Here is a 20,809-nt window from a genome sequence, read left to right on the forward strand (position 1 = left end):
GCAATCGCCTGCATGTGTGCGCAACGACACGCATTTCGAAACGCATTCTGGATCATCAAGGACCGCATCATGTTCAATCCGCAAACCGTTCCCGACTATCTCCTTCAGTCCGAGGCGGTGCGCGCGCGCTTCGAAAAACTGAAAGCGCGCGAGCCGATCCTGGAAGTGCGCAATCTCACGAAGCGGTTCGTCACGCCGCAGGGCGAGCACACGGCGCTCGCCGATGTGAGCTTCACCACGCACCGGCGCGAGTTCGTGTGCGTGATCGGGCCTTCGGGCTGCGGCAAGTCCACGCTGATCCGGATTCTCGCGGGCCTCGAAGCGCAAACATCGGGCGAGGTCCGCGTGAACGGCAAGACAGTGAGCGGCCCAGGCGCCGACCGCGGCATGGTGTTTCAGGGCTATACGCTTTTTCCGTGGCTCACGGTGAAGAAGAACGTGATGTTCGGATTGCGTATGAATGGGCAGGGCAAGGCCCAGGCCGAGCGCGAGGCGCTGCAATGGCTCGACCTCGTCGGGCTGGAGCCGTTCGCCAACGCGTATCCGCACCAGCTTTCCGGCGGCATGAAGCAGCGCGTGGCGATTGCACGCGCGCTCGCGAATCGGCCCGGCATCCTGTTGATGGACGAACCATTCGGCGCGCTCGACGCGCAAACGCGCGCGAAGATGCAGGCGCATTTGCTCGATATCTGGCGCAACGTCGACATTACGATTTTCTTCATCACGCACGACCTCGACGAAGCGATCTACCTGGCGGACCGTATCCTCGTGCTGAAGGCGCATCCGGGGCAGGTGCAGGAGTTGATCGAGGTGCCGGTGCCGCGTCCGCGTGGCTACGCACAGTTCAACACGCCGGAGTTCCTCGCCACGCGCGCGCGCCTCGACGCGCTGATTCATCCGCCGGCGCAGGTGGAACCCGAGGACGAGGCCCGCGTGCGCCCGCACATGATTCGCTTGACCGATGTGAACGACACGGTGGAGTGAGCCGTGCCGGTGCAGGCATGTATGCCTGAAGCCGCGTGCAGCGTCGGCGCTCGGCAAGGGCGTTATGGCTTGATGAACCTCAGCGTCATGCGATCCGATTCGCCGATCTCGGCATAGCGCGCGCGGTCCGCGTCGCCGCCCTCGTAGGTGGGCGGCAGCGACCAGACGCCGTGCGGATAATCCTTGGTGTCCTTCGGATTCGCGTTGATCTCGCTGCGTGCGGCCAGCACGAAGCCCGCGCTCTGCGCATGCTCGATCACGTACGCTTCGGTCACGTAGCCGGTATCGATCATCTGCTGCACGGTCGTGCCTCGCCGCGCGCGATGCTCCTCGACGCCAAGCACGCCGCCGGGTTTCAGTGCGACATAGAACGCGCGCAGGTTGTCGTCGATCTGGCCGTCCTTGATCCAGTTGTGGATGTTGCGGAACGTGAGCACCTCGTCGAACTGGCCTTGCGCCTCGAAGCCCGTGAATTCGCCTGCGCGCAAGGCGCCGACCTTGACGTTGCCATAAAGCGCCGGGGCTGCTGCGAGCTTGCGCAGGAAGGCGGCGTCGGTGTCGCGGTCTTCGGCGGCCAGTTCCGCCGACGTGCTGACATATTGCGCCTCGTAGAGATGGCCGCCAGCGTGCAGCCACGGCGCCAGGATGTCCGTGTACCAGCCGCCGCCCGGTGCGATTTCGAGCACCGTTTGCGTGGGCTCGACGCCGAAGAACTGCAGCGTCTCCTTCGGATGTCGATAGACGTCGCGCGCTTTGGCCCGCTCGCTACGCTGGGGACCGGCGATCGCGGCATCGAGTGAAGTGGCGGCCGCAGCTTGCGTCTGTGCGCCGTGTCCGGCCTGCTGGCTGGACGTCGCACATCCGGCTGCGAAGAGCGCGAGAGACGCTGTGGCAATGGCCGCAGTGCGTTTTAGCGCAAGACGTGTGAACACTCGATGACGTTGGACCGGAATCATGGGCGAGGGGTGCAGGTTGTGGATAGTCCACACGATACCCGGATACGTGCGCCTGCGCTGGCCAGCCCAATGTTTAGCATCATTGCCGTGGTGTCTTGCACGCCTCGCGCCATCGTCGTGAGGGCTTCACGCATTCGTGTGACGATGCGCCCGCCCCCGGCTCATGGGCACTATGCCGCGTATCCGGGATTGTGCCGGTCGAGCCGGCGAAGCAGCCCAGGCCAGGCGAGCGCGCCCGGGCTGACACCCCGCGTCACGGTGGCGATCTGCTGCCGGATGCCGTCGAGAATCGGCTGGGCGATCGGCCGAAGCTTCGAGCCCCCCGCCTGTGCGCGGACCTGAATCATGCACGCCGCTTCGAAGAAGTACATCGCGACGAACGCGTCCGCCGGCGTAGCGCCAACGGTCAGGAGCCCGTGGTTGCGCAGCATCAGATTGGTGTTGTTGCCGAGGTCGCGCACCAGCCGGGGCTTCTCCTCTTCGTTGAGGGCGATGCCTTCGTAGTCGTGATAGCCGAGCGAGGCGAGCACGCCAAGCGACTGCTGGGAGAGGGGCAGCAGTCCCGCTTCCTGGGCCGATACGGCCACGCCGTTGACCGAATGCGTGTGCATCACGCACAGCGCGTCGTCGCGCGCCTCGTGCACTGCGCTGTGAATCGTGAAGCCGGCCGGATTGATGTCGTACGGCGAGTCGGACACCTTGCGGCCTGCCAGGTCGATCTTGACGAGCGAAGACGCGGTGATCTCGTCGAACATCATCCCGTATGGGTTGATCAGGAAATGGTGCTCGGGTCCGGGTACGCGCGCGGAGATATGGGTAAACACGAGGTCGTCCCATCCGAACAGCGCGGTCAAACGGTACGCCGCCGCGAGATTGACGCGCGCGTCCCACTCGGCGGCGGTTACGGCATGCTTCAGGCTGAGATCAGATGCGGCCATATCGAGTCTCCTCAATCAATCGGTCTGAACAGCTTCGGTGACGCCCCATGGCCGTACATCCTGTCCGGGCACGGCACGCAGCGCAGGCGTAGACGAATGATCGCTCAAATCGGGCGCAGCAACTGTCGGCTAGTCGACAAGCCGCTCATGCTCTGAAGCGCTGAAATGCTCAATGCCTGAAACGATGCGCGGCGCCATGCGCCGCGCATCGAGGCGCTTACTGGTTGCCCATGGGCGCGCCCGCGCTGCCGCGGACTTCGATCTTGCTGTTCACGGTGCGCACGCCGCTCACGCCCTGCGCCACCGAAGTGGCGAGCGAGATCTGATTCTCGTTCGCGACCACGCCGCTCAGCGTGACAACGCCGTCATGCGCGCGCACGCGGATATAGGTCGACTTCAGTCCCTGCTTGCGCGCGGCGCGCAGCGCCTGGCGCACGTTTGCAGCGAGCTGCTTGTCGGTTGGCGCAGACGCGGCCGCAACGGGCGACGCTGTCGCGGTGGAAGCGCTCGAGGCGGCGCTGCCGCCTTGCGCATGCACGCTCGCGCAAACGGCGAACAGCAGGGCGGCGGCAAGCCGCACGGAATGGCGAATCGTCATGTCGTTTCTCCCCAGTCAATGGATCATGTGTCGTGGTGCTCGAATCGTCGTGCGTGAGCACGCTTAGAACTTGTGATACATGCCGATCAGCACGACGTGCGGCGTCTTGTAGAACTGCGTTCCGTTCGAGGTCGAATAGGCGTTGCTCACGTTGTCGAGCGTAGGCTGCTGCGTGTACGGATACGGGTAGTGGCTATAGGTGGGCGCGGTGCCGATATTGTGGATCACCGAGCCGCGCACATAGAGCGCCGTGCGTTTGGAGAGGTTGTAGTCGTAGCCGAGCGTCACGCCGTACGAGTGGTCGACCCAGCCGCCAACGGTGCGATACACCACTTCGGCGCGGAAGTCGTTGCGCTTCAGGTAGCGGTAGATGGCGCCGAGCGTATAGGTCGACGACACACGGTCGCCTTCAAGACGCGGCGCGAGGAAGCTGTAGCCCGCGGAAAGCACGTAGTGACCGGCGTCGTACAGCAGGCCGCCCGAGATGTTGTCGGTGCGCACGTATTGCGACGGGTTGAGCCCGTTCACCGCGTAGTTGCCGAAATAGCTGACCGTGCCGAACAGATGGCCGTCAAAGTAGTTCACGGCGATGGAGCGGTTGGTCAGCGTCGGCGCGGTCGAGTCCGCGCTGTGCATCTGGATCAGCGCCTGGGCATTGAACGGGCCATACCACGGCGACGAGTAGCTCACCGCGTTCGAGATGTGCAGCGGCTGGTAGCTGGCGCCTGGGCCGAGGTCATAGGTCCAGCCGGCCAGATAGGCGACCGTCGAAACCGACAGCACCTCGCCGAACACGTCGATGAAGAGCGGCACGCCAACGGCGTCCTGCAAACCGAACTTCACCTCGCCCGTTTTCGCCGAGCCGAGCGCGATCCACGCTTCACGGTTGAACATGGTGTTCGACGTGCCGAGCGACCCGTTCGATGCATCGAAGCCGTTTTCAAGGGCGAAGCGCACGCGGTAGCCGCCGCCGAGGTCCTCGACCCCATACATGCCGAACTTCGAGGTCCACTCGCCGCCGCTTTGCTGCACGAACGCGGTCTGCGCGCCCTTCGTGAAGCCGATCGCGTTGTCCACGACGCCATAGAGCGAGATGCCCGGCGTATAGGCGCCCGTGCTCGCGTACGGCACGCCCTGGAAGTAGTCGGTGAAGAACAGGTTCGACGGCATCTGCGCCGAAGCGGCCTGGCTCGCGGCGCAAAGCGCGGCAGCCATGCCGGCGCGGCGCGCGGCGAGCGCGAAGCGCGTCGGTTTCGAGTGGGGTCCCGTATTGTGTGCGGCGGAATGGGGCCGAAGGCTGCTTGCTGACATTTATAGGCTCTTTGGGTTGGTCAGAAACTGCAAAAGTGGCGGTGGTCACGCGCACGGCGAGAAGTGACGGGTTCGCGTTCCGCCGCCGGACTGGTTGGGGGTCATTCAGCGCGCAAATAGCGCTCGGTCAGCGCGACGAACCACGCCGCGCCCCAGCTGAGCGCCGCGTCGTTGAAGTCGTAAGCCGGGTTGTGGACGAGGCAGCCGCCTGTCTGGCCGGTGCCGTTGCCGAGCAGCACGTAGCAGCCCGGCAGGTGTTCGGACATCCACGAGAAGTCCTCGCTGCCCATGATGGCGTCGGGCAGCATGGTCAACGCCGCCTTGCCCGCGAGCGCCTCGATGGTCTCGATGGCGAGGTCGGTGGCCGCGCGGTCGTTGACGAGCGGACGCGAGATCGCGCGGTAATCCACCGTTGCGGTGACGCCGTACGACTGCGCCTGCAGCCCGGCAATGCTGCGAATGCGCGCTTCGAGCATGCTGCGCGTCTCGCTGTCGAGCGCGCGCACGGAAAGCTGCAACGTGACGGTCTCCGGTATCACGTTGCCGGCCTTGCCGCCCTCGATCGAACCGACGGTGACCACGGCCGCGCGCGTGGGCTCCACGTTGCGCGCGACGATGGTTTGCAGCGCCATCACGATGCTTGCGGCCGCAACGACCGGATCGCTCGCGAGATGCGGCATCGCGCCGTGGCCGCCGCGGCCCGTGACGGTGATCGTCACGCTGTCCGAGGAGGCCATCATGCAGCCGTGGCGGACCGCGAACTGACCCACCGGCAAGCCGGGCGCGTTGTGCAGCGCGAACACCTGATCGCAGGGAAAGCGCGTGAAGAGGCCGTCCTCGATCATGCGCGTGGCGCCGCCGAGACCTTCTTCGGCGGGCTGGAAAATCAGGTTCAGCGTGCCGTCGAACTGTCCTTGCGTCGCGAGATGATGGGCGGCGGCGAGCAGGATCGCCGTGTGGCCGTCATGGCCGCAGGCGTGCATTGTCTGGGCGACGGTGCTGGCGTAGGGCAGGCCGGTCGCCTCCTCGATCGGCAGAGCGTCCATGTCGGCGCGCAGCCCGATTGCACGGCTGGCATTGCCGCGCTTGAGCCGCCCGACCACGCCTGTGCCGCCGATTCCCGTCGTGACCTCATAGCCCCACTGCGCGAGTTGCTCCGCGACGATGGCGGCGGTGCGGGTTTCCGCGAAGCCCAGTTCGGGATGCGCATGGATGTCGCGGCGGATCGAGATGAACTTCGGTTCCGACTCGCGAAGGGCCGCGAGCAGGGTGGCGTAGTGCTGCGTCATGAGATCGTTTCCCCCGTAGCCGTTCAGTGCGACGGCATTCAGACGCAGAGCCTAAGGACGATCGGACGAAATAAAAAAACAATAATTGGAATGTCTATTACCAATGGTAATATCCCCCGCATCATGAAAATTCACCAGCTTCGCGCGCTCGTTGAAGTCGCCGCAACGGGCACGCTCAAGGGCGCGGCATACCGCCTTCATGTCACGCAACCCGCTGTCACAAAAGCGATCCGCGAACTGGAGGACGAATTCGGCGTGCGCCTGTTCGAGCGCAATCCATGGGGTGTGGTCCCAACACCGGAGGGTGTTGCACTGCTGCAACGTGCACGCACGGTCGTGCGCGAGATGGAGCGCGCCGAAGAGGATCTCGCCCACATGAAGGGGCGGCGCGAAGGCCGGCTCGTGATCGGGGTGTCGCCCATTGCCGGCACCGCGGGCCTTGCGGAGGCGTTTGTCGAATTCCGCCGGCGCTGGCCGCATGTCACGATCGAATTCGTCGAGCTCGGCCTGAACCAGTTGCGCGAGCAACTACGTAACCGCGCAGTCGATCTGGCATTTGCGGCGTTTCCCGTGAATCCGGTGAGTCCGGGGGAGGATGGCGCACAGGTCAAGGCGCTCCTTGCGTTCGATGCGGTCTTCGTCACGCGCGCGAACGGGCCGTTCGCGCGGGCTTCTTCGCTGGCCCAGCTGCAGGACGCCGAGTGGATCCATACCGACGTCACCGACAACTATCCGGGCTACATTCACGCGATGTTCGAGCGCGCCGGGCTCGAACCGCCGCGGCGGGTCACGCGTTGCACGTCCTACGGCCTTTTTTACGGCCTCACGGTGCGCTCCGACGCCGTGTTTGCGTGGACGCGCCATTCGCTCGAAGAGGCCGAACTGGGCCGCGCGTTCGTCGAATTGAAGGTGGAAGAGCAGCCGCCCTCGTTGCAGCTCTATTTGTTCTCCGCGCCCGAGGCGCAGCTTACGCGTCCCGCCGAATACTTCGTCGACTGCATCCTCGACGTTACCGCGCAACGCATGGGTCAACCGCGCACGGGCGGTTTCGCATCCGCCGATTGAGCGCGCAGCGGAGCGCGGCGATGCGGTTCGAGAAAGAGGGCGCCGTTTAGCGGGCCGGACGTGTCCGGCGCTTGAAAACGTGAAGACGTGAAAGCAGCCCGCTGCTATGCGCAGGGGCTGCCGGCCGTTCGGAAAAGATGGGGGCGCAAAGCCGGCGGCGGCAAGGTCTCGGCCCCGCGCGCCGCCAACCTCGCGCGTTTATCAAGCCGCTTGCGCTCGTGCCTGCGGCAGCGGCGTGCCGAGTCCCGCGAGGCTCTGATCCAGCACCTCGCGCGCCTGGGCGAGCACGGTGCGTTTCCAGTCGTCGGTCTCGACATAGAATGCCGCGCGCAGCCGTTGCTTGATGGCCTGCGAGCGCTCGATATCGGTCCCGGGATGCTGGTAGAGCCACTGCTCCGCACGCAGGGCCTCCAGCACCTGGCGTCCGGGCAGCGTGCCGTATTCGAGCGTGAGCCCGTTGTACTCCGCCTGCGGGCACTCGCTCATCACGGCGAGATCCAGCGTTCCGCCAACGACGGTCGAACTGGAGTTTCCTTCCTCGCTGCTTGTCACATCGCCCCACCATTGCCGGGCGCGCGCGATCGATGCCGCGTCTTGCTGTCCCTTGTAAATGCGCTCGCCAACGCCTGCCGGGCCGAGGCCGGTATGCACGTCGATCCAGGCGATGCGGCGGCACTGTCGAGCATGCTCGCGCAGAATCTCGCGAATGCGCAGATGGCTCCACGTCGGCGCATCGCCCACGTAGAAGAGCCCTTGAGGGTCGACCTGCTGGCCAGCGGAAATGGCCGTTTGAAGCTTGCGCCGGCCATGCCGCAGCGCATACCCGAGCAGGCCGAGCGTGCTGGCCAGCGTGGGAGGACAGCGGCGCGGCACGAGCAGCGAGGCGATCTCGCGATAGGCGCTGTTCTGAGTGGACGATGCGCCGAAGTCGCGGAAATTGCGATTGAGGTCGACGTTCTCGTGCGTCACGCGGCGCTCCCACGAAAACCCATAGGGATTGAGCGCGTGGATGTAAAGCACCGCCAGGTCGTCGCGTTTGCAGCGCTGCAGCCAGTCGGCGTCGCGCAGCAGATCGAGCTGCACGCCCGAGCCGCAGAACCCCTCTATGCCGTGGCAACCGCTGCTGATCACGAGCAGGTTGGCCGCATCGGGTGCGCCCATGCGCGCGACGTCGATGGCGAGTTCCTCGCCGTCACGGCCGACCATGGGGTGAATGTGGTGTTGCACCGCGAGGCCGGCTTGCGCGCAGGCGGCGAGAAAGCGTTTGCGCGCCTGAGCGTAGCTGAGCGAGAAACTGCCGGGGTCCAGGATCGCGCGCATCAGCCACCCACGCGCACGCGGCCGACGCTGCTCGTGCGTTCGCCAATCGTTACCGTGTCGATCTCGATTTGCGTGCCGAACTCGCTGGAAAGCGTCTGCAGCCGCTCGAGGATGCGGCGCGCCTGGCCGTTGTTCTCCACCGTGTCGAACGCGAGGCGCGGAATGCCGCGCTCGGCGTCGCGGCCGCCAAAGCCGAGTTCGATCGGGTGAAGCAGGAGCGCCTTGAGGCGGCCGTCGGCGTTGAACCGGCATTCGGCCACGACACTCTCGAACCAGATCGGCTCGGAGAAGATGCCGACCACGCGCTTCCACTCCAGGAATTCCGCAGGCGTGCCGACCTTGGGGTTGGTGACGCCCTTGGGACCGACGATAGCCTCGGCGGCCATCCATTCGATCTCCTCCCATTCGTCGCGCGGCACGATCTGCTGGCTGTTGTCCATGAAGCAGAAGTTGCCGAGCGAGTACAGCAGCGGCTTGCCGTTGTAGATTTCGATGCCGCGCAGCTGGTGCGGGCCGTGGCCGCACAGCATGTCGGCGCCGCCGTCCACCAGCTTGCGCGCGAGCGCCGGCAAATAGCTGGGGACTTCGGTGGTGAAGTTGTCCGGCTCGTGCGTGTGCTGGGCGACGATCGTGAAATCGCTGGTCTGCTTGGCCTGCCGCAGGTTGCGTTCGATGTCGGCCTGGTCGCGCTTATCGCACTCGTGGACGATGCGCAGCGACCCCGGGGCCGCTTCGGGATCGACGCGATAGTGCAGCGCCATGCCCAGGTGCACGCTGTGCTGGCCGTGCAGCGCCTTGAGGAGGAAGTGGTCCTGGAAGGCTTCCTGATCGTTCAGGCGCTTGAGCACCGCGAAATCCTCGGCGCTGACAAGACGGTGCGCGGTCGTGCGCAGCGGGTTCAGGCCTGGGCGCGGCGCAACGGCGCCGAGGCCGTCGTTGGCGGGCGCGTTGCCTTCGAAGGTGGTGGCGTAAGAGATCAGCGCCACGCGTGCCTTATCTGTATTCAGGAACGCCGGCGCGCGCGCGGCCGCGAGGCTCGCGCCGGTGCCGGCGTGAACGATGCCCGCGTCGTCGAGGAGGCCGTCGGTCATGTTCATGCCCGCCACGCCCCAGTCCAGCGCGTGATTGTTCGCGCGCGCCATCAGGTTGAAGCCGATGGAGGCGAGGTCCGCCGGGCACTCGGGGTCGCTCGTGAGCCAGGCGAAGCCGGACTGCGCTTCCGGGTGTCCGTCGAAGGTTTTGAGGTCGATCGCCGAGCCTTCGTAGTTGCCGACGACAGCGTCGCCGCGGGAGAGGATCGCGAGCAACTCGGGCGATTTGCGCGCGAGCTTGGCGCGGATCGCGTGGGTGATGATGATGTCGCCCACGGCGACGACGGTGAAACCGTCGTCCACGTCGGCTTCGCGCCAGCTGGCCTGTAGCTCGAGGGAGGCGGGGCGCTGCTGGGGCGCCTTGATGCGTTGGTGCAGAGTCATATTGTTGGAGTGCGCATCAGCGCGGTTGGGTATCGCAGTTGAGAAGGTGCGAGCGCGTACGCTCGGGATCGATCAGCGCCAGGCCCAGCAGGCCGCTCGCGACGAGGGCGAGGCCAAAGCCGCCGATCACGAGTTCGAAGCCCGGCGCGATCAGGCCGCCCGCATGCTCGACGGCGCGGCCGACCAGCAGCGGCGCGACCATGCCCGCGCTCGTCATGAGGCCGATATGGATGGCGAGCAGGCTGCCGCGCTGCCGGCTCGGCGCGAAAAACGCGACGATGCTGTTGGCAAAGGCGGGCAGCAAGTTGACGAGGATGCTGCCGAGCAGGAAGAGGGCGAGCGTGCCGGCCCGGCTCGGCGAGCCGAAGCCAAGCACGGCCATGGCGATGCCGCCCAGCAGGCAGGCGAGCATGGGCGGCGCGACCAGTGCGCGCCGCACGCTTGCGCCGCGCGTGAGCGCGCGCTGCGAAGCGGTGGAGACCACGAGATTGAGCACGATGACGCCGAGCGTCGCGGCCATCACCACGTAGCCCGACTGGATGGGCGCGAGCCCAAGTCCGCGCTGGAGATAGACCGGCACCCAGCTATAAATCAGCGCCGTGGGCAGATAGCTGCAGAAGCCCGCGAGCGTCACCAGCACGAAGCTGCGATTGAGCAGCAGGCGCGGGTAAGGGGCGGTGGCGGCGGCGCTCGTTTGCGCCGCATCGTCGTACGTGCCTTCGCGGCCATAGGCCATCCACACGAGCAGCCAGACGAGGCTCACGCCGGCCAGCATCAAATAACCGGCGCGCCAGCCGAAGCGCTGGATCACGAGCGGCAACATGAGCGCGCCGGCGATGGCGCCGAGCATGATCGCGACCTGGATCAGCGCCGCCGGCACGACACGCTTGCGCGGTGCGTACCACTTGAAACACGCGTGCTGAGTGACGGCCGTACCCGGTCCGCAGCCCGCACCGAGCAGCATGCGGCTGCCAACCAGCATGGCGAAGCCGCTGCTGCGCGCCGTGAGCAGTTGCGCGGCCATCCAGACCAGTGACATCGCGGCGAGGATGTACCGCGTGGGCAGCCGGTTCGCGGCGAAGCCCACCAGCAGCCCGGAAATCGAGTACAGCACGAAGAAGGCGCTGCCAATCGAGCCAAACTGCGCGGGCGTGAGCTTGAGCTCGTCGATGATCTGCGGACCGGCGAAGGCGAAGATCGATTTGTCGAGCACCGCGATGACCATGACGATCATGAGCAGCGCGACGACGATATATCGGCGGCCGCCGCCTGGGCTCGATTCGCTGGCACCTGGTTGCGGTGGCAACGACGTGGTGTGATCGAGCACGATCGGATCGGCTGTCTCTGTGTGCACGGCGCAGGGGGCGGCCAGCGGGCCGGCGCCGGCGGAGTGGGCTTCGGCAGGGTGCTTCTTCATGGGCGTGCGGTTGCGGTGAAACGTGTGACAAAGGTCCCGGCGCTGGGCGCCAAACCGGCGTGCCTGAGCGATGCGGTGCATGGCCATCCTCTTCAGGTGACCGCACTCTGCGGGAGCCAATATCAAACAACAATCAAAAATTTCTTATAATGATTACCAATGTTTATCAGTGAAGGCGGCCGCTCTTGAAGCATCACCAACTCATCGCGCTGGTCGCAGTGGCCGACCAGGGCAGTTTTCACGGGGCCGCCCGGGCCCTGCACCTCACGCAGCCAGCCATTACCAAGGCGATCAAAGACCTCGAAGCGGAACTCGGCATCCTGCTCGTGACGCGCCAGGCACGCGGCGTCGTGCTCACCGTCGAGGGGCAGGCGTTGCTGGCGCGGGCACGCCTGATCGTGCGCGAGGTGCGCCGGGCGCAGGAGGAGATCAACCAGCTCAAGGGCCGTCGCGACGGGGAACTGGCGATCGGCGTCACGCCACTGGCCGGGCTGACCATCGTGCCGCGCGCCTTTGCGCGCTTTCGCCAGGCGTGGCCGGAAGTGAAGGTGGATTTCATCGAATACACCTCGGATCAGCTCGTTACCCAGCTTCGCAGCGGCAGCCTCGACTTCGCCGTGGGCGCCGCCACGGGCAGCGCCGGTGGCGTGCCCGTGGAGCATGAGGAACTCTTTTCGCTGCCGACCTCACTCGCGGTGCACCGCGAAAGTCCGCTTGCGCACGCCCGGTCGCTGGCGGAACTGCATCACGCCGAGTGGATTCACACCGATCTCACCGAGCGCTTCCCGAGCTTTCTCGTGGAGCTGTTTGCGCGGGAGGGGCTCACGCCGCCGCCGCGCGTGACGCGTTGCACTTCACAGGCGCTTTTTCACAGCCTGGCGATGGCCAACGACGTGGTGTTCTTCTGGTCGCTCTTTGCCATCGGCATGCCCGAACTGCGCCAGCGCTTTACGGCGTTGCCGCTGGCGGCCAATCTGCCGCGCCTGAGCATGAGCCTTCTCGTGCGTGAGAACAGCTTGCTTACGCGTGCCGCGGCGTACTTTATCCGTTGTATTCGTGAGGTTGCGCAGAGCGAGTGGACGGCGCTTTGAGTGGGGGTCGTGGCAGCGCACGCGCGCGCCGAGGCGGCAACTGGATTCTGTCGAGTACAGCGATCTGCAGTCGTAGATGCTCGGGACGAAGCGGCCCAACTGGGCCGCTTTGCATTCGCTACCAACCTGCGTGCGATCGCGGCGCACGACGCGCTATTCAACCGTATAGCCCCGGCCCGTCATACAGGCACGCCATGCGTGCCAATAAGAAGACATTGCGTACTCGTTGTTCGCCTGGGCCTGTGCGTTGTACGCGGCTATCCCACGGCGTTCCTGACGCCGTTCCATTCCACCGGCCATTGCGCCGATCGCGGCCCCCGCCGCGGCCCCTTTGCCGGCGTCGCCGGCAATTGCCCCGGCTACGCTGCCCGCCGCCGCACCGCGCGCTGCGCCGACCACACGCTGACCGCCAGGCACCACGACGGGCGCCGGCACCGTCGCCGCGAATGCGGGATCGACGCCGCTTTGCTGCCTCGCCCAGCTATAGCAGGCCGCGTCGTCGTTCGACTGCTGGTAGGGTGACTGCCCCCTTGCGGGATAAATCACGGGCTTCGGGTACACGACCTGCGCCTGCGCAATTTCGGCCACGGCTGGCGCGATAACGGACGCCAGTGCGAACGCTGCCTGCGCGGCGAACATGAATTGTCGACGTTTGCTCATAAGTGACTTGCGGGAAAAAGTCGCCCGCACGAAGGCGGGCGAAAAGGGAGAATCCACATGAAGTGAAACGACAGATCCGCTGTTGATCGCTGCGGCTGTCATGACCATATTGCGTCTTCCCGGCAATGGCCACAATCATAGAAGTTGGAAAGTGCCAGCTACGTCGCCTCAGTTGATCTGGAATCGATATCGCTTCGCCTTACCCATTCGCACATGCGCGCGAGTTCCTGCAGGACGAACGCGGCCTGGTCTTCGATTTCGGCATTCCAGCTTCCCACTTCCGCGAGGTATTGACGCAACTCTTCGCAGAGCGCGAGCAGTTCTGAACGCTCGAGAACGGCGAGCGTGCCCGAGGTTCGGTGCAACGTTCGCTCGAGTTGTGGAACGTTGCGCTCGGCAATGACGCTTTCCAGTGTTTCAAGATCGCTTTCGGCTTGCTCCAGAAAAGCGCTTGCATAGGCTGATGGCACGCGCGGAATGTCTGGAATCTCGCTTTCGGGTGACGGGCGATGAAACGTCTTTTCCTTTGAAACGATGCCATTGCGTATCGAAGCGAGGACCGCGAGCGAGACGGGTTTCGTAAGATAGTCTGCGAAGCCCATTGCGCGCGCCTCAGAAACAACCGTATGTCGCGTACTTGCGCTGATCGCGTAAACCGGGATATCCAGAGCGAGCGTATCCATCTCGCGAAGCAGTTCGAACCCGTTCATATCGGGCATATCGATATCGGTCAGCACAGCATCGACACGACTGTTCGATAGTGTCCTCAATGCCTCGTAACCATTGTTCGCCTGGAGCACGCTGGCGCCCAAGACGGAAAGTTGATCGCGAAGCAGGCTACGGTTCAAGACATTGTCTTCGGCGATCAAGACGCGCAGGCCCTTTAGCGGTTTCTCGGGCGCCTGGCCGACGCACGCATCGATGAACGGTCCAGGCAGCGGACCACCCGATATCGCGCCCAGCAGCGCAGCCTGAAATCCTGCGCGACTGTATATCGAGACATCGTGGCCTTCGTCCGGCCGTATCGAGGCGATTAGCGGACCCTGCTGCTTTACCCAAACGATCGAGGCTGGCGCTGGCCACCAGCGAACAACGTCGTCTGGAGAAAATTCTTCGGTAACAACGAGGCATTCGAATGCCTCGCTGTCGAGCGGCTCGCAGGTGTCCCGTATGGCCGCGGGCGGACTGCCCGTCCAGTCGAGATGGTTCAGCAGCGTTTCATAATGCTCAGGTGCGCGAAATAAAATCGCAGTTCGGGGGACTGGCGCGCTCGCGAATGTATCGGCGTCGCTGCCGGCATCGGAAGCCCTGAGGGGCAGGTTCACCGTGACGCGCGTGCCTACTCCCGTCATGCTGTCAAGCTTGATCCGTCCGCCCATGAGTTCGCAGAGTTTCGCGCAGATCGAGAGACCCAGCCCGGTGCCCCGTGCATTGCCCAGGCGGTGTGCTGCCGCCTGCGAGAACGGTTGGAAAAGACGATCGCGCTGGTCCTCGGGAATCCCGACGCCGGTATCCGAAATCTCGATGGCAACGCCGTCATTCGACCATCGCGCACGCAGCACCACCTTGCCGGTGTGCGTGAACTTCAGCGCATTATTCAGCAGATTGTTGATGATCTGCGACACGCGCACCGCGTCGAAATAGAGCTCAGCGGGAATGCGCCGATCGAGAACGGCGTGCAAGGTCAGCCCGCGCTTGGCCGCCTCGCGTGCGTGCGACGCCGCGATCCCGTGCAGCAGGTCGGCGAGTGACCCAGGCGTTTCTTCAATACTCAATGCGCCAACATCGATTTTCGAAAAATCGAGTACGTCGTTGACCACCTGCAACAGACCGTCTGACGAAACCTGCATCGCGCGAACGCGTTCTCTTTGTCCGGCATCCAGTTTCCCCAAAGCAAGCAATTCGATATTTCCCACCAGCGAGGAAAGCGGCGTTCTTAATTCGTGGCTCATCGATGCAAAGAATGCGAGTTTCGCTTTCGCGGCTGCATCGCTGGCGAGCTTGGCTTGCCGCAACAACTGCCTCGAGTGGTGGTGCTCGGTCATGTCTACGATCGCACAAAACAGCACCGGCTCCTGCCTGACTTCGGCAGGCGCATAGGTGATCTCGAGGTGAACCGGATCACCGTCTGCCAGCTTCAGGGTAAATGGCATCTGGACTATGCCGGATTCGCTCGCGCTCGGCGTCTGCGCGCCGAAATGCGCGTCGAACACGGCGCGCAGACCATGAGGCAGGCGCGTTTCTCCCGGCGAAATGCCCAGAACCTCGCGCGCAATCTGGTTTGAAACGATGATTTCCAGCGTTTCGCGCCGCACGATGCACAACCCTACGGGGTTCGCATGCACGAGAAGATGGTTGAGCATTTCGCTCTCGAGCGCCCGCGAAGCTTCCTCGTACGTCACCGCGAGGAAGCGGTAGTTCCAGTGGCGGTACATGGCGAAAAGGAGAGTGAGGACCACTGCCGTTACGGCGCCGATCAACTGCAACTCGCCGGCCATTTTCTGCAACTGTTGCCCGGGCGGGAGCACGAAGACGAGGCGGCCGAAGTCGGCAGTCAGCGGTGTGAGCCGAAGCGCCCAGCCATAACCGGGAATCCAGTGAAATACACCGTCCTGACGGCCCTGCAGCTTGTGGTCGAGCAGTCCGGCATTGACCTCATCTCCGGAACTGGCCAATGGAGCGTCAAAGCGGTCAAAGAGAATCGCATCCGGAACGGCCAACCCCTCTCTTGCCGGCTGGAGCAAATCTCTCAGCGCGATGCGTGTTAGCGCAACGGCATAGATCCGGTTGCCTTTCGCGATCAGGGACGCGCCGATCATGTCCGGTCTATCCCGTGATTGCCCAGAAGGTATCGTTAGCCAGACGACACGTTTTTCCCGCGCCGCCTCCAGCAGATCGATTCTCGCGGCGCGGTACTGATTGAGCACTGCGTCCACGATCATCGAAGTCTGCGTCGACGAATACCTCGGTTCATCGCGCGATCGCGCCGAATAAGGGGTGACGTATCGGTACGCTGCCCCGTCAGCAACCGAAATCATTTCGATAGCTGGCATCTGCCCCGCCGCGAGCAGGATGCGCACCGCCTCGTCGCAGCTCTGCCGAAGCACAGCGTCCTGGCGCGATGACGGCGAAACGCGCACACACACACTGTTCGCACGATCTCCGGAGTCTGGATGGAAGGGATCGTTGGCGCGCAGGCCAAGTACGAGGTTGGAAGCCGTGAGGGCGCTGCGGCGCTCGAGCACCGCATCCACCACGCTTTGCTCATAAAGTCGTGCTAGTTGTTCCTGTGCGCGCAGCGAGGCGTTCAGCCGTACGGCGATCGCCACCGCCGCACAGGCGAGTGTGCATAGCGCGAGCAGGGCCACAACGATTGAAAAGACACGTCTTTCGCGCTGCAGGTTTTTCTCGACGGAATCGAAGGTGCGCAGGGGTGATTCATCGCGTCGAGGTGTCGTCTTCTTCGTCATACGAGACCATGGTCACGCGCATAGGTGATCAGGTCGGCGTTGTTGGCGATATTCAGCTTCTGCATGGCGGAGCGCTTCTGGGCCGCGATCGTCGCGAGCGATCGATGAAAGGAGGCCGCGATGCTCGTAAGCGAGTCGCCGTTCGCGAACATGCGCACGACTTCGATTTCCTTGGGAGACAAATTGCACGCATTTGCACCGGGGCGTCCACCCGCGCTGAGGATCCTGTTCGCAACGGCCGGAGAAAGATGCGGGCCAGCGCTGCCCGATACCGCGTTCAGACAGATTCGTTTCAGAATTTCCGGGTCTTCGGATTTGCCGACAATGCCAGCCACGCCTTCCGCCTTGATACAGGCCAGCAGACCGCTGTTAGTGAGCATCGTGAAAACGACAATGGGGGTGTCGGGATGACGGCCGCGCAGACGCTGGATCAGGCGCAGACCGTCTTCGCTGCCCGGTGCGCGCTCCATCGAAAAATCGGTCACGACGAGATCGAAGCGTTGCCGTTCGAGTGCTTCATAGAGCGCGTTGCCGGACTCGCATAGCTCAACGACTTGAAAACCGATGGTACTGAGTACATCTCTGATCGCGAGACGGACCATCGGGTGATCGTCGGCAATCGCTGCCGATAAGGTTTTATGTTGTAGTGGATGAGTCATCTACATGATGGCCGTGCAGATAACACTCTGTCCGGTAAAAATGGTGATTAAGACCGCATAAGCATCAAATGCGATCTGAGACGAAGTAGACATATCAACCAAATAAGGGTCGATACCCAGGCTGGGAAATATCGCTTCATTGCCATGTGACGATTTTTTTAGTTTACCTGAATGCGGGTTTTCCCGCACTTTCGGGAACAATGTCACGCTGCGCGCCGGTGTTTCAAGTGCCCCGTCTTCTATCGCGCCGACGCGCGCAGAAGTCCCTTGCTCGCGGATTGACCGCGTCGGCGAGCTGGTGCCGATATGCCAGACGAACGGAGTAGCCAATGAAGAAGCGCGGTAGATGAGAGCGGTCCCGAGATCAGATTGCCCTGTGCGTCGAGATCGCCAAACCGGGCGAGCCAGGCGAGTTGGCTGGGGTTCTCCACACCGTCGACGGCTACGCAAATTCCGAGGTCGCGCGCAAGGCTGACAACGCTTTTCAAAATGGCGGCCGATGTTGGATCGTGCGGAAGACTCTCCGTGAACCGACGGGAAAATTTCAGCCCGCTGACTGGCAATGCAATCAGGCTCGTGAGGGTCGAATGCTTGAGGCCGAAATCGTCGAGAACGACGGAAATTCCCATACGCCTTAGGACCGACAGTCGAGCAATGAGGTTGCCGGTGACGTCCCGAGCCGCGGGCTCGCGCATCTCGAACCTGATTCGGGCGGGCTGAACGGCATGTTGCCGGATACCGCGCGCAACCAAAGGGGTGAACCGGTCATCGAGAAGTTGATCGGTCGATATGTCGATGCATAGCGCCACCTTGTCGGGCGTGCAGCACTGCCAATGAGCGAGGTTGGCACATCCGTCGTTGAAGACGGTCTCGAAGTCCGGCACTGCCAGCACAGCGGGCTCAGCATTGCGCCGGGCAATGGCCTCGGCTCCCGTCAACACACCGGATCGCGCGGAAACGATCGGTTGGTATTCGACCAGCGATCTGCCGACCGAGGCGCTACTCGCACACTCAGGCGCATCGTTCCCGGTCGGACGCTCCCCAGACGAATATGCACGCTTTGCTTCGCGCCACAAGCCATTGATCATTCCCCGTCTCCCCTGTGTGGAATTTCATCTCGTCGGGAGAATAGGGCGAGCCCATCTTCCGGGCTATCACAGGAATCAGAAAGGGCGCTCCCGCACTTTCTGATTCCTGTGATAGCGACGCGATGCCGCGGCGCGTAATTTACCGACCTGATGGAACGATTGACACCACACATATTGCTATTCGCGATGTGTGTCCCAACGCAAGGGGAACGACTTAGATGAACGGGAACGATCATTCAGCGGCTTCGCGAAGGCGGACTGGCCGGCTCGCCGCGCTCCTGTCGAGCGTCCGCCACGCTTGCAGCCCTATTCGGCAGTGGCATCTCGCGCAGTGGAGCGGCAGGATCCGCGCCGCGGCGCATCAACTCACGCTGACACTGGCCGTGGCAGGCGCCAGCCAGGCGCATGCACAGCCACAGGCGATTCCCACCGACGGATGGGCTCGCATATCCCCGAATGCAGGCTATGGATTCGGTTTCAATATGGAGGTGGCCCGATCCAGGGAACATGGCGATACCGCACCAGACAAATACGACCTGCTCTATACAGAGCAGGCGCAAAGCATGGACGACCGGGCTTCGCGCCGGGAAACCGGAAGTCGTTCTGCAGTTGCACCACTGGGTCGCGCAAGAATTGACCCGGTGCTGAGCGACCTGGGAAACGCGGGGGTGATGACGATCACGCTGGGACTGAGGGAGGCGGTGCCGATGATGGTATTCACGGGCGCCGTGTCGAATCGATGCATGGGACGCTACCCGGATTGCGGCCAGGATCGCCTCAGCTATGAACCTCTATCGCAGCCGCAGATGCCATGAAATTCGAATCGAAGCAAATGCAATATTGGGCTGAGCGTACGCGTAGCGTCAACGCTTTAGCCCGCTCGGGGCGATATCTGGCGGCTGGCGTCGCACTTTTGGCGCTGAGTTCGCCAACTTTCGCCTCGGTTTCGCGAGGGACCCTCGAACATGCCGCAGATTTCATTTCGTGGGTGGTTCTCGCCGTCGTACCGATTGCCGGAATCTACGTATTTTGGGTTCTTCATATCTTGCCGGAAAGAGTGGCAAGAAAGAAGCAGCATCCGCAATTGGAGGCGATTCACGCGTTGTGCCTGCTGTCACTGTTCTTTGGCGGTCTTCTTTGGCCATTGGCGTGGCTCTGGGCGCATACCAAGCCGGTGTTTTACCGGGCGGCCTACGGCACAGACAAACTGCCACCGGAAGATGCCGATGCTCCGGCAACGCCGGTTTATGCGCGCGAGCAAGTCTGTGCCGTCGCCAATGAGAAGGACAAGGTTTAGATGGAAGTTTTGATTCTGGGTATCTACGCGTTCTGCGTATGGCTAATCTTCTTCAAGTTCAAATGGTTGCCGTGGAATCCGGTCTCCATGGTCATCGCATTCACGTTGCCTGTCATTGCGCTCGCAACGATCATTCTTTCCCTCAACGTCATGGCGCCATCGACGCATGACGTCAGAGTGGTCGGCAAGGTCCTGCAGGTCGTGCCGCAGGTCAAGGGGCGCATTGTCGAGCTTCCGGCAGAAGGTAACAGGCACTACCGCAAAGGCGATGTCCTGCTTCGTATCGATCCCACGCCGTATGAATTGTCGGTCGCGCAACTGGAGGGAAGACTGCATGCCGATGACGCAGCCGTTGCGCAAGCCGACGCTTCGAGCCGGCAGCTTGCGGAGTCCGTGCGCCGCGAAGCGGGGAAGGTGAGCACCGTGCAAGCCTCGTTGTCGCTCGCGAGGCAAAGAGTGAAGGAGCAGGACGCATTGCTTGCGGCGGGGGCGGGCTCGAAGTTCGATCGCGACGACGCCATGGCGCGGCAGAGCGAGCTGGAAGGCCAGTTGGTCAGTGCGCAGGCTGAGGAAGGCGAGGCAAAGGCGAAGCTCTCGGCGCAAAGCCAGGGTGAGTTCGCCGCCATTGCTGCCGCACGGGCACACCGCGCGGAAACCGTGAGCCTGCTCGACAACGCCAGGTGGGAGCTATCCCAGACCGTTTATCGCGCCCCGGCGGATGGCCGGGTCGTGAACCTGCAGGTACGCGTCGGCACGATGCTGGTCCCCCTGCCGTTGACGCCTGCGTTCAGCTTCGTTGAGGACGACCAGGAACTGATTGCCTTCTATGGTCAGAACGAGCTGTACAACGTGCGGCCAGGCGACGTGGCCGAAGTGTACCTCCCAACAATGCCAGGAGAGATTCTCGAGGCGAAAGTGGACTCGATCGTCTGGGCGCAGTCGCAAGGGCAATTCCCTCAAGGCGGTCTGCTTCCCAACACCGGTTCGGTCGCCGCAGCGCCGAATCGCTTCGCCGTCAAGCTCGCACTGGACGATCCATCGAAGTGGCCGCTCCTCCCAGTCGGCGCGCTGGGCGCAGGGGCGATCTATACGCAGCATGGTGAGGCGATCCAGCTCATTCGTATGGTGTTTCTACGGGTGAGCTCAAGGCTGAATTATCTCGTCCTCAAGCTGCATTGAAGGAATGATTGT

General features: G+C 63.4%; 19 protein-coding genes. 6 read left to right on the forward strand and 13 right to left on the reverse strand.

Features of this window, described 5'->3' with window-relative positions; genetic code table 11:
* Positions 1 to 69: 69 nt before the first annotated feature.
* Positions 70 to 984 (forward strand): ABC transporter ATP-binding protein, encoded by a 915-nt coding sequence (locus tag U5A65_RS39175; protein ID WP_321949566.1) that lies wholly within the window; start codon positions 70 to 72, stop codon positions 982 to 984.
* 62 nt (positions 985 to 1,046) lie between these two features.
* Here U5A65_RS39175 and U5A65_RS39180 read toward each other — a convergent pair whose 3' ends face one another.
* From U5A65_RS39180 to U5A65_RS39200, 5 genes are all read right to left on the reverse strand, one after another.
* Positions 1,047 to 1,940, reverse strand: a complete 894-nt coding sequence (locus U5A65_RS39180) for a class I SAM-dependent methyltransferase (RefSeq protein ID WP_415766428.1) — start codon at positions 1,938 to 1,940, stop codon at positions 1,047 to 1,049.
* Between the two features lie 170 nt (positions 1,941 to 2,110).
* Positions 2,111 to 2,878 carry a class II aldolase/adducin family protein gene (locus U5A65_RS39185; RefSeq protein ID WP_321917342.1) on the reverse strand — a complete coding sequence of 256 codons (768 nt, stop codon included), beginning with the start codon at positions 2,876 to 2,878 and terminating at the stop codon, positions 2,111 to 2,113.
* 217 nt (positions 2,879 to 3,095) lie between these two features.
* Positions 3,096 to 3,476, reverse strand: coding sequence for a BON domain-containing protein (locus U5A65_RS39190; RefSeq protein ID WP_321949567.1), 381 nt, complete (start codon positions 3,474 to 3,476; stop codon positions 3,096 to 3,098).
* A gap of 63 nt (positions 3,477 to 3,539) precedes the next feature.
* Entirely contained in the window at positions 3,540 to 4,787 is a 1,248-nt protein-coding gene (locus U5A65_RS39195) for a porin (RefSeq protein ID WP_321917346.1), read from the reverse strand.
* A 101-nt stretch (positions 4,788 to 4,888) separates the two neighbouring features.
* Entirely contained in the window at positions 4,889 to 6,076 is a 1,188-nt protein-coding gene (locus U5A65_RS39200) for a M20 aminoacylase family protein (protein ID WP_321949568.1), read from the reverse strand.
* Positions 6,077 to 6,166: 90 nt separating this feature from the next.
* Here U5A65_RS39200 and U5A65_RS39205 point away from each other — a divergent pair, with 90 nt between their 5' ends.
* Positions 6,167 to 7,141: a LysR family transcriptional regulator gene (locus tag U5A65_RS39205; protein ID WP_321949569.1), complete on the forward strand. Its 975-nt coding sequence runs from the start codon at positions 6,167 to 6,169 to the stop codon at positions 7,139 to 7,141.
* A 201-nt stretch (positions 7,142 to 7,342) separates the two neighbouring features.
* Here U5A65_RS39205 and U5A65_RS39210 read toward each other — a convergent pair whose 3' ends face one another.
* Genes U5A65_RS39210 through U5A65_RS39220 form a run of 3 tightly spaced genes read right to left on the reverse strand, consistent with a single transcriptional unit; the run spans position 7,343 to position 11,353 of the window.
* The gene (locus U5A65_RS39210; RefSeq protein ID WP_321949570.1) at positions 7,343 to 8,461 is read right to left on the reverse strand and encodes a M14 family metallopeptidase; all 1,119 of its coding nucleotides are present in this window, start codon (positions 8,459 to 8,461) and stop codon (positions 7,343 to 7,345) included.
* On the reverse strand, positions 8,461 to 9,936 hold the full coding sequence (locus U5A65_RS39215; RefSeq protein WP_321949571.1) for a CapA family protein: 1,476 nt from the start codon (positions 9,934 to 9,936) through the stop codon (positions 8,461 to 8,463). Before U5A65_RS39215 ends, U5A65_RS39210 begins: the two co-directional genes overlap by 1 nt.
* 16 nt (positions 9,937 to 9,952) lie before the next feature.
* The gene (locus U5A65_RS39220; protein ID WP_321949572.1) at positions 9,953 to 11,353 is read right to left on the reverse strand and encodes an MFS transporter; all 1,401 of its coding nucleotides are present in this window, start codon (positions 11,351 to 11,353) and stop codon (positions 9,953 to 9,955) included.
* Between the two features lie 185 nt (positions 11,354 to 11,538).
* Here U5A65_RS39220 and U5A65_RS39225 point away from each other — a divergent pair, with 185 nt between their 5' ends.
* Complete coding sequence (locus tag U5A65_RS39225; protein WP_321917353.1) at positions 11,539 to 12,444, forward strand: LysR substrate-binding domain-containing protein; 906 nt, start codon at positions 11,539 to 11,541, stop codon at positions 12,442 to 12,444.
* Positions 12,445 to 12,597: 153 nt separating this feature from the next.
* Here the strand turns inward: U5A65_RS39225 and U5A65_RS39230 are convergent, their stop codons facing one another.
* The 5 genes from U5A65_RS39230 to U5A65_RS39250 all read right to left on the reverse strand — a co-directional run bounded on the left by U5A65_RS39230 (position 12,598) and on the right by U5A65_RS39250 (position 18,321).
* Positions 12,598 to 13,104, reverse strand: coding sequence for a glycine zipper domain-containing protein (locus U5A65_RS39230; RefSeq protein ID WP_321917354.1), 507 nt, complete (start codon positions 13,102 to 13,104; stop codon positions 12,598 to 12,600).
* Between the two features lie 158 nt (positions 13,105 to 13,262).
* Positions 13,263 to 16,574 (reverse strand): hybrid sensor histidine kinase/response regulator, encoded by a 3,312-nt coding sequence (locus tag U5A65_RS39235; RefSeq protein WP_321949573.1) that lies wholly within the window; start codon positions 16,572 to 16,574, stop codon positions 13,263 to 13,265.
* Positions 16,571 to 17,233, reverse strand: coding sequence for a response regulator transcription factor (locus U5A65_RS39240; RefSeq protein ID WP_321949574.1), 663 nt, complete (start codon positions 17,231 to 17,233; stop codon positions 16,571 to 16,573). Before U5A65_RS39240 ends, U5A65_RS39235 begins: the two co-directional genes overlap by 4 nt.
* The gene (locus U5A65_RS39245) at positions 17,234 to 17,440 is read right to left on the reverse strand and encodes a hypothetical protein (RefSeq protein ID WP_321939964.1); all 207 of its coding nucleotides are present in this window, start codon (positions 17,438 to 17,440) and stop codon (positions 17,234 to 17,236) included. It lies immediately after the preceding gene.
* 32 nt (positions 17,441 to 17,472) lie between these two features.
* Positions 17,473 to 18,321 (reverse strand): EAL domain-containing protein, encoded by an 849-nt coding sequence (locus tag U5A65_RS39250; protein ID WP_321917358.1) that lies wholly within the window; start codon positions 18,319 to 18,321, stop codon positions 17,473 to 17,475.
* Between the two features lie 218 nt (positions 18,322 to 18,539).
* Here U5A65_RS39250 and U5A65_RS39255 point away from each other — a divergent pair, with 218 nt between their 5' ends.
* From U5A65_RS39255 to U5A65_RS39265, 3 genes are read left to right on the forward strand one after another with little or no spacing between them, the layout of a single operon-like run.
* Positions 18,540 to 19,136 (forward strand): hypothetical protein, encoded by a 597-nt coding sequence (locus tag U5A65_RS39255; RefSeq protein WP_321917360.1) that lies wholly within the window; start codon positions 18,540 to 18,542, stop codon positions 19,134 to 19,136.
* Positions 19,133 to 19,618, forward strand: coding sequence for a DUF3302 domain-containing protein (locus U5A65_RS39260; protein ID WP_321917362.1), 486 nt, complete (start codon positions 19,133 to 19,135; stop codon positions 19,616 to 19,618). Before U5A65_RS39255 ends, U5A65_RS39260 begins: the two co-directional genes overlap by 4 nt.
* A complete protein-coding gene (locus tag U5A65_RS39265) occupies positions 19,619 to 20,797 on the forward strand; it encodes an HlyD family secretion protein (protein WP_321939962.1) in 1,179 nt (392 codons plus the stop codon).
* Positions 20,798 to 20,809: the final 12 nt, after the last annotated feature.

It is taken from the genome of Paraburkholderia sp. J10-1 (assembly GCF_905220165.1).
Lineage (GTDB): Bacteria > Pseudomonadota > Gammaproteobacteria > Burkholderiales > Burkholderiaceae > Paraburkholderia.

Excerpts from the sequence above, each read along its gene's own strand:
- U5A65_RS39175 (WP_321949566.1), top strand. The coding sequence starts at position 70 with ATGTTCAATCCGCAAACCGTTCCCGACTATCTCCTTCAGTCCGAGGCG.
- U5A65_RS39180 (WP_415766428.1), bottom strand. The coding sequence starts at position 1,940 with ATGATTCCGGTCCAACGTCATCGAGTGTTCACACGTCTTGCGCTAAAA.
- U5A65_RS39185 (WP_321917342.1), bottom strand. The coding sequence starts at position 2,878 with ATGGCCGCATCTGATCTCAGCCTGAAGCATGCCGTAACCGCCGCCGAG.
- U5A65_RS39190 (WP_321949567.1), bottom strand. The coding sequence starts at position 3,476 with ATGACGATTCGCCATTCCGTGCGGCTTGCCGCCGCCCTGCTGTTCGCC.
- U5A65_RS39195 (WP_321917346.1), bottom strand. The coding sequence starts at position 4,787 with ATGTCAGCAAGCAGCCTTCGGCCCCATTCCGCCGCACACAATACGGGA.
- U5A65_RS39200 (WP_321949568.1), bottom strand. The coding sequence starts at position 6,076 with ATGACGCAGCACTACGCCACCCTGCTCGCGGCCCTTCGCGAGTCGGAA.
- U5A65_RS39205 (WP_321949569.1), top strand. The coding sequence starts at position 6,167 with ATGTCTATTACCAATGGTAATATCCCCCGCATCATGAAAATTCACCAG.
- U5A65_RS39210 (WP_321949570.1), bottom strand. The coding sequence starts at position 8,461 with ATGCGCGCGATCCTGGACCCCGGCAGTTTCTCGCTCAGCTACGCTCAG.
- U5A65_RS39215 (WP_321949571.1), bottom strand. The coding sequence starts at position 9,936 with ATGACTCTGCACCAACGCATCAAGGCGCCCCAGCAGCGCCCCGCCTCC.
- U5A65_RS39220 (WP_321949572.1), bottom strand. The coding sequence starts at position 11,353 with ATGAAGAAGCACCCTGCCGAAGCCCACTCCGCCGGCGCCGGCCCGCTG.
- U5A65_RS39230 (WP_321917354.1), bottom strand. The coding sequence starts at position 13,104 with ATGAGCAAACGTCGACAATTCATGTTCGCCGCGCAGGCAGCGTTCGCA.
- U5A65_RS39235 (WP_321949573.1), bottom strand. The coding sequence starts at position 16,574 with ATGACGAAGAAGACGACACCTCGACGCGATGAATCACCCCTGCGCACC.
- U5A65_RS39240 (WP_321949574.1), bottom strand. The coding sequence starts at position 17,233 with ATGACTCATCCACTACAACATAAAACCTTATCGGCAGCGATTGCCGAC.
- U5A65_RS39250 (WP_321917358.1), bottom strand. The coding sequence starts at position 18,321 with ATGATCAATGGCTTGTGGCGCGAAGCAAAGCGTGCATATTCGTCTGGG.
- U5A65_RS39255 (WP_321917360.1), top strand. The coding sequence starts at position 18,540 with ATGAACGGGAACGATCATTCAGCGGCTTCGCGAAGGCGGACTGGCCGG.
- U5A65_RS39260 (WP_321917362.1), top strand. The coding sequence starts at position 19,133 with ATGAAATTCGAATCGAAGCAAATGCAATATTGGGCTGAGCGTACGCGT.
- U5A65_RS39265 (WP_321939962.1), top strand. The coding sequence starts at position 19,619 with ATGGAAGTTTTGATTCTGGGTATCTACGCGTTCTGCGTATGGCTAATC.